The following is a 13,702-nucleotide window of genomic DNA, read 5'->3' as shown; positions in this document are numbered from 1 at the left end:
AAGGCGGAAGGTGCAGCGACCGTTATAGAAATAGTGATAAAAGATAGTATAATTTAAAATTATTAAAAAGGTGTCAGGCCTTATACCCTAAGCCTTACGCCCTAAACCCTAAACATGGCAGTTACAGGCGACGTATATAACACCGGATTACTGAAACGTATTTTTAAATATGTAAAGCCTTACCGTGCCGTTTTTGTGTGGTCGGTTATTTTAACCATTTTGCTGGCAGCCATTTCACCCGTACGCCCGTTTCTCATCAAATACACACTTGATCATTATATTTTAAATGGAAATTACGATGGCCTGGTAAATATGACCATGCTGATGGTTTTTATGCTCGTTTTGCAGAGTTTGATCCAATATAACCATACGCTGTTAACCAATACATTAGGGCAGTCTGTTATCCGCGATCTGCGGATCAGTGTTTTTAACCACATTACCAGGTTGCGGCTCAAGTTTTTCGATAAAACACCAATAGGTCAATTGATCACCAGAACGGTTTCAGACCTCGAAACCATTGCTGATATCTTTTCGGAAGGTTTAATTTCCATGATCGGCGACAGTTTGCAGGTAGTGGTTATTGTTGGCGTGATGTTTTACACCGATTGGGAATTAAGTTTAGTTGTGCTTTTGCCCATTCCATTGCTGATTATGGCTACAAGGAAATTTCAGAAAGCGATTAAGGTTGCCTTTCAGGAAATTAGAAATGAGGTTTCAAACCTGAATACCTTTTTGCAGGAGCACATTACCGGCGTTTCTATTGTGCAGTATTTTGCGAGGGAGAAACAGGAATACCGAAAATTTTATGCCATCAACAAACGTTATCGCGATGCCAATATCCGTAGCAATTGGTATTATTCTATATTCTTCCCTGTAGTTGAGCTGATTTCGGCCATGTCATTGGGTTTATTGGTATGGTATGGTGCAAAAAGCATTCTTTCCAAACCGCTGGATGTTACGCCCGGTACCATTACACAGTTTATTATGTACCTCGGTATGGTTTTTACGCCCATCCGCCAACTGGCAGATAAATTTAATACCCTGCAAATGGGTATGGTGGGTGCAGAACGTGTTTTTAAAGTTTTAGATACGGACGAAACTACCCCTAACAACGGTAAACAAAAACCTGGCAAACTGGAAGGAAATATTAAGTTTGAGAAGGTCTGGTTTGCGTACAATGACGATAACTATGTACTAAAAGACCTCAGTTTTGAGGTTAAAGCTGGTGAAACTGTTGCCCTGGTTGGGGCGACTGGTGCCGGTAAATCTTCTACCATTAATATCCTGAACCGCTTTTACGAAGTGAAAAAAGGAGATATCACTGTTGATGGTATCCATATTGAAGATTTTGAACTCGATTATCTCAGAAATCACATTGCCACGGTTCTTCAGGATGTTTTCTTGTTTTCAGACACCATTTTGAATAACATTACGCTTAACAACCCTGAAATTACGATAGAAGACGTGGTAAATGCAGCCAAAAAAGTAGGTGCCCACGATTTTATTGAACGTTTGCCTGGCGGGTATCAATATAATGTGATGGAAAGAGGCGCCACACTTTCTGCAGGTCAGGCGCAGTTAATTTCCTTTATCCGTGCATTGGTCCATAATCCGGCTATCCTGGTTTTAGATGAGGCCACTTCGTCGGTGGATACTGAAACCGAGTTATTGATCCAGAAAGCCATTGATAATTTAATGGAGGGCCGTACCTCAATTGTAATCGCCCACCGCCTTTCAACCATTCAAAAAGCCGATCAGATTATTGTGCTTGATAAAGGAGAAATCAAAGAAAAAGGAACGCATCAGCAGTTGTTAAAATTAAACGGTTATTATAAAAAGCTTTACGATCTTCAGTTCTCTTCAAAAGGGATTGCCAAAGTGTAACAATTGCAATCCATTTCTTGAAATTAATTTGACCTACAAGCTCATTATCATTACTTTGCAGTAGCGAGCGATGGCTTGCTAACATATCCCTGATATTTCAAGATGTTCTGATGATAAATTTGATATCCATTTTTAGACAATACCTGTTTTTCACATTAACGCTGCTACTTTCAATAACGTTACAGGCACAGGAAGCTAAACTCCCAACCAAATGGACGGTTTCTGCTGCTACGGCAAAAGTGCCTTTCCCAGATTATCCACGTCCACAGCTGCAGCGCAAAGATTGGCTCAACCTAAACGGCAGCTGGGATTACATTGGCGGAAAGAATGCATCATCGGCCCAGGCGCCTAAGCAGGCCATAGGATTTTCTGGCAAAGCTGAAAAAATCCTGGTGCCTTACTGTCCCGAATCCTTTCTCTCTGGCATTGAGCGTAAGCAGGAAATTAATATGTGGTATAAACGGGAGTTTGAGATCCCTGCTAACTGGAAAGGAAAACGAGTTATTGTGCATTTTGATGGTGTGGATCACAATGCAACGATATTCGTCAACGGAAAACTTGCCGGCCGCCATTCAGGTGCTTATGATGCTTTTGGTTTTGATATCAGCACGTTTTTAAAGAATGGCTCCAATACACTGATTGTAGCAGCCTATGATCCCAATGATGGAAAAGCGCCTTCTGGCAAGAACGGTCCGCGCGGCGATTATACTTTCAGTTCAGGTATCTGGCAGAGTGTGTGGCTGGAGCCAGTTGCCAATACGTATATCGAACAGATCCGCATTACGCCCGATGTGGAAAATAAGCGGCTTATTCTTTCAGTTATAGCAGTTGATGGCCAGATTGAGGCTACCGCATTTGAGGGAAAAAAAGCCGTTTCGCAGATAAAGGGGGCAGCAGGAACCCGGTTATTTCTCCCGATAAATCAACCTAGGTTGTGGTCGCCGGATGATCCTTTTTTATACGACCTGAAAATTGTGCTTAAAGATAAAAACGGGAAAGTAACCGACGAGATCATGAGTTACTTTGGGATGCGTGATATTAGGCTGGGTAAAGTAAATGGTGTAGTAAGGCCGCTGCTGAACGGGAAGTTTGAGATGCAGGTGGGTTTACTAGATCAGGGCTACTGGCCAGATGGGATTTTAACCGCACCAACTGAAGAAGCGCTGAAATCTGATCTTGAGTTTACCAAGAATGCAGGTTTTAACCTCATCAGAAAACACATGAAAACTGAACCTAAACGGTTCTATTATCTGGCCGATAAAATGGGGATACTGGTATGGCAGGACATGCCCGCCATGTGGTACCAAAACGAGGATACATTGAAAAATCGAAGCGTTTTCAGAAAAGAACTTAAAGCGGTAATGGATGATCTCTACAATTCACCATCAATTATCAGTTGGGTACCCTTTAATGAAAACTGGGGTGCATTTGATGTTAAGGAAATTACCGCCTGGGTAAAAAAATATGATCCATCCAGACTGGTTAACGGCAATTCCGGGTTTAACAATAATCCTGGGTATCAGAAACCGCTGGGCGACCCTGGAAATGGCGATTTTGTAGATACGCATATCTATATTGGCCCGAACGGGGCATCACAACCAGATGAAAATCGCGCCGCTTCATTGGGAGAATATGGTGGCGTCGGACTTTTTGTGAGGGGGCACATGTGGCCGGTCGAAAATAATGCATACGGATACGAACCGACTGTTAGTGCGCTTACGGATCGTTATGTACTGCTGATGCAGCAGGTTGAGCAGTTAATGCTTTATAAAGGCCTGAGCACAGCCGTTTACACCCAAACTACAGACGTTGAACACGAAATAAATGGTTTACTTACCTATGATCGTGAGCTGGAAAAAATGGATATCAAGCGTGTAAGGGAAATTAACCAGGCAATTATCGAATCTGGCAGGACCATTGGTTCAGCTAAAAAAGATAATCGCCTAAGAAAATAATGTTTTGCATGTTTGTGGATATTCAATTCCCGTCTGGAAGCATGATATAATTCCTTAAAAATGACTATGTTTGGTTTTGCAACCCACCTAATCATTGAATATCGAAAGAAATAATGAGCATGACCATGACCTTTTTGACTTATTAAAGCAAGGAGATGAGGTTGCATTTGGCAAAATTTATACGTTGTATTGGATCGAACTCTATAATGCAGCCTACAAGCGCCTGCCAGAAAAAGAAAAATGCCAGGATATCATTCAGAATATTTTTACCGACCTGTGGAACAGAAAAGCTGAACTCGATTTAGCAAATCCGGTGGCTTATCTGCATACGGCGGTCCGGTTTCAGGTGTTAAAACATATTGCCAGAAGTCCAAAAAACAGCTTTTTTGGGGAATCTTTCGAAAATAAGTTAATTTCTCCTTTACAGACCGATGGCATACTATTAGAAAAAGAAGTGGCCGAACTGATAACCTTGTTCATCAAAGCACTTCCTGAAAAACGCCGTAAAATATTTGTAATGCATTATTTTGACGGGTTATCTACAGCCAAAATTGCTTTTGAACTTAATATTTCGCAAAAAACTGTTCAAAATCAGTTGACTGTCGCCACACAAGCACTGCGTTTAAGGCTTACACATCTCTTTTTGTTTGTTTCGGCTGTAATCGCTGCCATTTCCTGATAAGTTTAAGTTCCTTTTTTAATTTTCTTTGAAATATTTTAAATTTCTTTTGGGATATTTTGTGCTTTCCGGTACATCTATATAAAGCCGGAAAAAATGAACGCCTTCAAACCTCAAAAAGAATTACAAAAAATCATTCAGCGTTATGTGTCGGGTACGGCTACGGCAGATGAAATTATTTTTGTAGAAAAATACTATCAGTATTTAGACAAAAATGCTGATATTCTTGATCAGCTTGATGCCGAAGAAATAGCTAAAATGGCTACTGATAATTTCTCGGCGATTAATGCTAAAATTAATGTAGATCAAAAACGTAAAACCATCCGTTTATATCAGTATGGCGCAGCAGCGGCTATTTTGCTGATTGTTTTTGGACTCACCTTCGCTTTTTTTCATCAAACCAGGCCATTGCTCAAGCCGGAATTCGTAACTCAAAAATCCCTGGATGTCCTCCCAGGTAAGGATAAAGCTGTTTTAACCCTCGCTGATGGTTCAAAAGTTGTTTTAGATGAACATACTGCCGCTAATATTAGCGAGAAAGATGGTCTAAAAATTTCAAAGACAAAAGAAGGCCAATTGGTATATGCCGTTTTAAACCAAAGCAATCTAAAATCAGGATCAACCATTGCCTACAATACCATTCAAACGCCTAAAGGTGGTCAATACCAGGTGATTTTGCCAGATGGCACAAAAGTTTGGCTAAATGCTGCATCCTCTTTAAGGTATCCGGAAGTATTTAGCGGGAACGAACGTAGTGTAGAACTTATGGGAGAGGCCTATTTCGAAGTAGCTAAAAATAAGGCACAACCTTTCCATGTCAAAAGTCATCAGCAGGATGTGGAAGTATTGGGTACACATTTTAATATCAATAGCTATTTAGACAACAATACCATTAAAACCACTTTACTCGAAGGCCGTGTTCGGATCAGCAATGGCCAGTCCGTAAAAATTTTGAAACCTGGCGAGCAAGCCATTGCAGAGGTTTCGGGTAACGGTGTCAGGCTGGCAACTGATGTAGATACAGACGACGAGACGGCATGGAAAAATGGTCTTTTTCAATTTAACAATGCCGACCTGAAAAGCATTCTGAAGCAATTAGAAAGGTGGTACGATGTTCAAATCGATTATCGTAGTATCCCGAATAAAAAATATAACGGTATGGTTCCACGTAAGGCCAAACTATCTGAAGTATTAAAAATGCTGGAGAAGACCGGAAATATCAGGTTCGAAATAGGCCAGGGAAAGAAGTTAACCGTATTGCCAGAAAAATAATTGCCTATCCCAGAACAGCTTTCTCAATTAACCCACAAATAACCTAATCAATTTAAATTTAAACCAAACTGAATGTATGAACTTTTACACTCAAAGTAATCGGTCCAATGCCTTAAAGGCGGCAGGGCTGGTTACAAGTTATTTTAACCTAATCTGTATGAGAACAATGAAACTTTTTGTTGTTTTAATAACGGTTTTATGCTTACAGGTTAGTGCATCGGCATTTTCCCAGAACATTAGCATAAACCAAAAAAACGTGCCTCTTGTACATGTTCTGAAAGAAATTAAGAAACAAAGCGGTTATTTTTTCCTGTATGATGCAGATTTGATTGAAAAACTGGCGAAACCGGTAACAGTTGATGTTAAACACGCCGAAATCAAAGAGGTACTTGCACAGGTTTTAAAATCGCAGCCTTTTAGCTGGGAAATTAAAGAAAATACCATTTTAATTATTCCCCTTGCCAAGAGCAACAATAATAATAGTAAAGCGATTGATGTAACAGGTAAAATTGTTGATGAGAATGGAAACCCCATGCCTGGCGCTTCGGTAAAGATTAAGGGGCAACCGGCTGCTTCAGTTACCGATAGCGATGGAAATTTTATCATTAGAAATGTAGGCGAAAATGCGGTATTGGTTATTTCATACATTGGTTACACGGATAAAGAAGTAATGGCAAAATCACAGATGGGGACGTTGAAATTAACGCCATCCGCAGGCACCTTAAGTGATGTGGTGGTGACGGGTTATACCAACTATACTAAAACACAATCAGCTGCTGCGAGTTCTTTGGTTACTGCTGATAAAATTAATACAGTTCCGGGATTAACAGTCGATCAGATTTTACAAGGCCGTGTACCTGGAATGAGTGTAATTTCCACCACCGGACAGCCGGGTCAAAGTGCATCAGTTGTCATTCGCGGTATTGGAAGCGTGAACGGTTCATCCACGCCATTATTCGTTTTAGATGGTGTGCCGATCGAAGCCGGCTATTTCCAAACCATTAACCCGGAAGATATTGAATCGGCAACGGTGTTGAAAGATGCATCCGCAAAAGCACTATATGGTTCAAGAGGATCGAATGGCGTAATTGTGCTTACGAGCAAAAAAGGTAAGGCAGGTAAAATTGCGGTTAATTATACTTCACAATATGGTTTCTCTAATTTAAGCAGGCCAAATTTCGAGATGATGAATACTGCTCAGCGTTTACAGTTCGAAGAAGAAATTGGCGCAACTTTCGGTCGTAATCTCGGCCCGGGCTGGACATACTCTCCTAAAAACCCAACTTACGCTGCAGGAACCGCAGCATCACGTGCACGTGCTGATTATATCATCGACAGTTTAAAGCAGATCAATACCGATTGGAGAGATATTTTCTTCCAGCGCGGTAAGTTTCAGGAACAACAAGTGAGCATTAGCGGTGGAAATGATAAACTTCGCTTTTACAATTCATTAAACTATTATAGTCAGGAAGGTGTAGCGAAACGTACCGGATTGGATCGTTACTCATTAAGAAGTAATTTAGATTTTAATGATGGTAAATTTAGCGGAAGTACCAATGTGTCTATTGGCTATTCGCAATCAAGCTTTACTGAAGGTGAGGGCGGAACAGGCGCTGGTACGGCTATGGCTTCGGTTTATTATGCTTTGCCTTACGAAAAACCCTATGCATCTGACGGTACCTTGGTACACCCGGGAAACAGATCCCAATATTTCATCTTAGATCAGCGTGAAGGAAGTCAGGCTCTAGAGCGTTTACTGAATTCATCAGATAAAACAGAACAATTAAAATCCATCATCAGCACCGCTTTTGCTTATCAGATTTTACCTGAATTAAAAGTAACGACCAGGGCGGGTATTGATTACCGTCAGTCAACTGACCAGCAATTCATTAATCCGGATTCTTATTATGGATCAAGAAGTGTAGCCAATACATTAGGTGGAAAAGGTCGTTTAACTGATGCGAGCAGAAGAAACTTTAATATTATTTCAACTACAGGTTTAACTTACGCGAAGAAATTCAATGACCTTCATGACTTTGAAGCTTCTGCTTTTTATGAATACGTTTACAATAATTACAATTCATTTGGTTTTAGTGCTTACGGTATCGATGGTCGTTTACCGGAAACACCGGCAGGTGCAACAAATGGCAGCGCGACATTTTTGCCAAGTACCACTGGTGGAAAAACTAAAAATGCCCTGGCATCTATCATGGGCGTAGCCAGATATACTTACAATGATAAATACACGGCTACGGCAAGTTATCGTTATGATGGCTCTACCAGGGTTGCACCTGAAAATAAATGGCATGGCTTTTACTCCTTTGGCTTAAACTGGAATGCAAAGGCAGAAGATTTTCTTAAAAATTCCGACCTAATCAGCGATTTACGTGTTCGTGGTAGTTATGGTATAACAGCAAGTCCTTTTGGTGGCGATTTTACCTATCTGCCAACCTATACTGTGGGTACTTCGTATGGTGGTGCTGCAGCCATCAGGCCATCAACTGCGGGTAATGCAGATTACGACTGGGAATATGTAAAAGAATCGAACATTGGTTTCGATCTGGCCATTTTTAAAAACAGGTTACGCATTACCGCCGATTATTACTATAAATTAACCACCAATATGTTTATTGACCAACCGCCATCACCTGTTTCTGGTTTCCCTTTGTTGAGCCTAAGTTCTGGTAAAATGAGGAACAGAGGTATCGAATTTGAGGTGAATGGTGATGTAATCAGAACTAAAGATTTTACGTGGTCGTTGGGTATTAACGCAGGTTATAACAAAAACAAAATTCTTCATGTAACCGATATTACCGATTTCTATCCTGATGGCGATACCCGCATTTTACAGGTTGGTTTACCTTATGGTACCTATTACGCGCCAGATTGGGCAGGTGTAAATCCACAAACAGGAGAACCTCAATATTATAACCTTGATGGATCGATCACAACAGCCTATAATGTAAACACACAAAGCAATACCAATTCCGGAAGTTTATACCCAACATTTACGGGAGGCTTTAATACTTCATTAAGCTACAAAGGCATTACTGCATCAGCGTTGTTTTCTTTCGTATCAAACGTAATGCGATGGAACAACGAAGATTTTTATAATGAAAACCAGCGATACGCCACCAGTAACCAATCGGTTAGGATGCTCGAAAACAGGTGGCAGGTTCCTGGAGATACAGGAAATGACGCGATTTTACAAAAATTCGATCTTCCAAGAAACTTCACCTCAAAAGATATTCAGGATGCTTCATTCCTTAGATTGAGAAATGTAAATGTGGGTTATTCCTTACCAAAAAGTTTATTGGAAAAAACCAAAATCATCAGAGGTGTTAAAATCTTCGTTCAAGGACAAAACTTATTTACCTGGACAAAATGGAGAGGTTTAGATCCGGAAAACAATGCTGTTTATGGCCGTTTCCAGTATCCGAATACCAGAACTTATACTGCAGGTCTTAATGTTAACTTTTAATATTTACAGCAATGATCAATAAGATATATCAGAAATACACGCTTATATTTTCACTACTCATCCTTACTGCTTCCTGTACCAAACTGGATCTGGTGCCAACCGATACCATTTCGCCCGATAAGGCATTCAGGAATATCAGCGACATTAATTTAGGTTTGTTGGGTGGTTACGCCCTGGTAGATGGATCTACAATGAACGTGGTTGCTACCGTTTCGGATGAAGCTACCTATCCAACCGAAAATACAGTAGGCAATAGCGATGCCTTTAGGTGGATTTATACTGCTGCAAATGGCTCGGTAACGTCTAATTATGCAAGCTACTATACTGCCATCGACCGTGTAAACAGAACCCTGGCAGGTTTAGATGCTTTAAAACTTACAGGTGCTGACGCCGCAACCGGTGCACGCTACCGTGGAGAATTATTGGCCTTACGCGCTTACTTCCATTTCGAACTTTTGCGTAATTATGCCTCTTCGTACCAGCCAGGCGCTTTGGGTGTTAAGTATATGAAAGTTTCTGCCATTATATATCCTGCCAGAGATAATTTTGAAACAGTAGTGGCCAATGCAAAAGCCGATTTAGTAGCCGCTAAACCGTTAATCCCAACAACTTTTACAGATAAAACCCGTATTACAAAAGCTGCTGTTTCGGCCATTCAGGCTAGGTTGGCATTGTATGAGAAAAACTGGGGAGAAGCCATTACCTATGCCAATGAGGCCATTGCGGCTTATCCTTTGGCCACCAAGGCACAGTTTCCCGGTATTTGGACCGATGCAAACGATAATGAAGTAATCTGGAAAGCCAAACGTGTTGGTACAACCGATTCGCGTATGGGCGATTTCTTTTTTCGCCAAACCGGTGGAATCGTGCTATATGCGCCAGCTTTTAAACTGATCAATACTTTTGATAAGGTTAACGACCTGCGTTACCCGGCTTACATTAAGTTTGATGCTACGCGTACGGGTACAAAATCGCAGTACCTGGTAAATAAATACATTGGCGGAACTTCTACCGCACCAGGCTTAACCGATATCAAATTGTTCCGCACGGGTGAAATGTACCTGATTAAAGCAGAAGCAGAAGCCGAATCAACTGGTGATGCCGCTGGCGATTTAAATGCTTTGCGTGCAGCCCGTATTAATGGCTATACCAATGCTACTTTTGCCGATAAAGCAACTTTGATCACAGCAATTCTTGATGAAAGATATAAAGAACTGGCTTTTGAAGGTCACCGTTTCTTCGACTTGAAAAGAAGGAATTTATCTGTAGAAAGGCTTGCGGCAGATGCCGTAAATGCTTCAGGTGCTGTGATGCTACCTGTAACACAGGCACAATATGCTTTGCCATTGCCGGCTTTAGAGATTTCGGTAAATAAAAATGCCGTTCAAAATCCTGGTTACTAATAAAAACATATCCCGGTAAATGCATGGTAATTTGCCGGGATTATCTATTATAGATATGAAACATTCATTTTTCATTCTGTTTATGGCCTTATGTATTTCCGTAATGGGCTGTAGCAAATCAACCGATAGCCCTGTACCACCAACTGGTGGAGGTGGTGGCGGTACACCTGCTGTAAAGCGTAGGCCAGCATCAATCGGAATTGTTGGTGATAGTGCCAATGTGGTCAGATCAACAAATGGCGGTATGGTTTTAATGGGTGGCGGAACTGATGTGGATGCCGCTTTTAAATGGATGATGGAAAGAAACGGTGGAGGCGATGTGGTGGTTTTACGTGCTACAGGAACAGACGCTTACAACCGGTACATCAATGGTTTGGGAAGTGTCAATTCTGTAGAGACGCTGCTTATTAATACGAGAGAACTGGCGAACAACGATACCGTTGCTTACATGATCCGCAATGCAGAGATGGTTTTCATTGCCGGTGGCGACCAGTCTGACTATATGAAATATTGGAAAGGCACCAAAACCGAACAGGCCTTAAATTTTCTGCTAAACGATAAAAAAGCACCAGTTGGTGGTACCAGTGCAGGTTGTGCTATTTTGGGCGGTTTTTATTACAGTGGCGAAACCGGAGGGCTAACTTCTGCGCAGGCATTGACAAATCCGTACCATGCTAATGTTACCTTGTACAATAACGATTTTCTGAAAGCACCTTATTTACAAAATGTAATTACCGACCAGCACTATTTAACCCGCGATCGTGAGGGAAGGTCTCTGGTATTTCTAGGAAGGATTAATAAGGACTTTTCGGTTCAGGCTAAATGTATTGCTGTTGATGAGCGCACAGCTGTTTGTATTGATCAAAATGGAAAAGCACAGGTTTTTGGTGATTATTCGGCCACAAGGGCTTATAGTTATGCATATTTTATTGTTCCTGATGCGACTAAACAGCCGGAGCGGTTTGAGGCAAACCTAAGTGTAAACTGGAACAATGGCGGAAAAGCTTTTTCTGTTTATGAAATTGCTGCCTCGGTTAATGGTGGTGGAAGTTTTAATGTTGCTACCTTTAAAGTAAATGAAGCCAGCGGTGGCAAATGGTACGCCTGGTGGATAGATAACGGAGTTTTAAATAAAAAAGATCAATAGATAAAATGAAAGCATTGAAATTATTTACAGTATTGTTATGTACTGTATGGGCATTGAATGTTAATGCACAACAGAAAAAATATGTAATGGTGATTCACGGTGGTGCAGGTACCATTTTAAAGAAAAACATGACCCCAGAGAAAGAAGCTGCCTATGTAGCCGCTTTAACAAAGGCTTTGCAGGCCGGTTATGCAGAAATTAAAGCAGGTAAATCAAGTCTCGACGCAGTTGAGGCAACCATCCATGTTTTGGAAAACGATCCGCATTTTAATGCCGGTAAGGGTGCAGTTTTTACTCATGATGGCCGAAATGAACTGGACGCCGCCATTATGGACGGAAAAACCTTGATGGCAGGAGCCGTTGCTGGTGTCACAACCGTTAAAAACCCCATTTCAGCAGCAAGGGCGGTAATGGAAAAATCAGAACATGTGATGATGGTGGGTTCGGGGGCCGATCAGTTTGCAAAAGATGCCGGACTGGAAATTGTAAATCCTAAGTATTTCTGGACAAAGGAACGTTGGAACGGTTTGCAGGAAGCCATTAAAGAGGATTCTACTAAAGCAGTTTTAGATCATGGCAGTAAAAAATCAGGATTGCTTGGCATCAAAAACCACGATTATAAATTCGGCACTGTAGGCTGTGTGGCTTTAGATCAGGCAGGCAACCTGGCGGCAGGAACATCAACAGGTGGTATGACCAACAAAAAATACGGAAGGGTAGGTGATGCGCCGATTATTGGTGCAGGAACTTATTGTAACAATGAAACAGCAGGTATTTCGTGTACCGGCTGGGGCGAATTTTACATCCGCAATGTGGTAGCCAAAACCATTTCCGATTTAATGGAATACAAAGGTATTTCGGTAGCAGAAGCTTCGAAAATTGTATTGGATAAAGTAGGTAAAATGGGCGGCGACGGCGGTTTGATCGCATTAGATAAAAAAGGTAATGTAGCCATGCCTTTTAATACTGAAGGCATGTACAGAGGCACCATCACCGGAGATGGAAAAATTGAGGTAAATATTTACAAATAATGAAGAAACTATTTTTGATGACATGTCTGGTCAGCCTTTCATTAATGGCGCCTGCCCAGGGAAAGCCTGAAGGTAAACTATTTATCATCGGAGGTGGCGATCGGTCCGATGCGTTGATGCAAGAAATGCTGAATACTGCTTCACTAAAAGCGAACGATTATATTATTGTGTTGCCAATGGCTAGCGAGGTGCCTGATGTAGGCTTCGGAACCCTTTCTACTCAGCTAAAGAAGCTTGACAACAGGGCGATCAGGAATTTTAACTTCAACAAACATGATGTGAATGATAAAAACTGGATTGATTCGCTAGCCGGGGCAAAACTGATTTACATTTTAGGCGGAGACCAGAACCGTTTTATGAAATCGGTGCTGAATACCCCGGTTTACACTGCTATTCATAAGGCTTATCAAAACGGAGCTACTATTGCCGGAACAAGTGCTGGCGCTGCGGTAATGAGTAAGTATATGATTACCGGCAAACAACTTTTAGATACCGTTTATAAAGAAACCTTCAATAAACTATGGGATAAAAATATCGAATTTGCTGAAGGAATGGGTTTGTTGCAAAATACTATCATCGATCAGCATTTTTTAAAACGTAACCGTTATAACCGGTTAATTTCTGCTTTGGCAGCGCATCCCAATATGGTTTGCATAGGTATTGATGAAAGCACTGCAATCGTCGTTCACGGCAATAAGGCAACAATTGCAGGCGAAAGTCAGGTCGTTCGTCTGGCCAATCCAAAATCACTTACAAAAACGGGTAAAGGTTTGCTAAAATTTAAACAGGCCGATTTTGGTATTTTTACCGCAGGTGATGTAATTGATATTAAGCCTTAATGCGTTTGCGC

9 protein-coding genes are annotated in these 13,702 nt (G+C 41.2%); all 9 read left to right on the top strand.

Annotated features, from left to right (window positions below):
- The first annotated feature begins 114 nt into the window (after positions 1–114).
- The 9 genes from BM107_RS14945 (at position 115) to BM107_RS14905 (ending at position 13,691) form a co-directional block, all read left to right on the top strand.
- Positions 115–1,884, top strand: coding sequence for an ABC transporter ATP-binding protein (locus tag BM107_RS14945; protein ID WP_090984720.1), 1,770 nt, complete (start codon positions 115–117; stop codon positions 1,882–1,884).
- Between the two features lie 110 nt (positions 1,885–1,994).
- Complete coding sequence (locus BM107_RS14940) at positions 1,995–3,839, top strand: glycoside hydrolase family 2 protein (protein WP_090984718.1); 1,845 nt, start codon at positions 1,995–1,997, stop codon at positions 3,837–3,839.
- A gap of 94 nt (positions 3,840–3,933) precedes the next feature.
- On the top strand, positions 3,934–4,518 hold the full coding sequence (locus BM107_RS14935; RefSeq protein WP_090984716.1) for an RNA polymerase sigma factor: 585 nt from the start codon (positions 3,934–3,936) through the stop codon (positions 4,516–4,518).
- Positions 4,519–4,614: 96 nt separating this feature from the next.
- A complete protein-coding gene (locus tag BM107_RS14930) occupies positions 4,615–5,790 on the top strand; it encodes a FecR family protein (RefSeq protein ID WP_090984714.1) in 1,176 nt (391 codons plus the stop codon).
- A 157-nt stretch (positions 5,791–5,947) separates the two neighbouring features.
- Positions 5,948–9,271: a TonB-dependent receptor gene (locus BM107_RS14925; RefSeq protein ID WP_090985021.1), complete on the top strand. Its 3,324-nt coding sequence runs from the start codon at positions 5,948–5,950 to the stop codon at positions 9,269–9,271.
- A gap of 11 nt (positions 9,272–9,282) precedes the next feature.
- A complete protein-coding gene (locus tag BM107_RS14920) occupies positions 9,283–10,674 on the top strand; it encodes a RagB/SusD family nutrient uptake outer membrane protein (protein WP_090984712.1) in 1,392 nt (463 codons plus the stop codon).
- A gap of 55 nt (positions 10,675–10,729) precedes the next feature.
- Complete coding sequence (locus BM107_RS14915; RefSeq protein ID WP_159435249.1) at positions 10,730–11,821, top strand: cyanophycinase; 1,092 nt, start codon at positions 10,730–10,732, stop codon at positions 11,819–11,821.
- Positions 11,822–11,826: 5 nt separating this feature from the next.
- Positions 11,827–12,852 (top strand): isoaspartyl peptidase/L-asparaginase family protein, encoded by a 1,026-nt coding sequence (locus BM107_RS14910; protein ID WP_090984708.1) that lies wholly within the window; start codon positions 11,827–11,829, stop codon positions 12,850–12,852.
- Complete coding sequence (locus BM107_RS14905) at positions 12,852–13,691, top strand: cyanophycinase (protein WP_090984706.1); 840 nt, start codon at positions 12,852–12,854, stop codon at positions 13,689–13,691. Before BM107_RS14910 ends, BM107_RS14905 begins: the two co-directional genes overlap by 1 nt.
- Positions 13,692–13,702 lie beyond the last annotated feature (11 nt).

Source organism: Pedobacter suwonensis (assembly GCF_900111825.1).
Classification (GTDB): Bacteria; Bacteroidota; Bacteroidia; order Sphingobacteriales; family Sphingobacteriaceae; genus Pedobacter; species Pedobacter suwonensis.
This window is presented reverse-complemented; position numbering and strand designations above follow the sequence as displayed.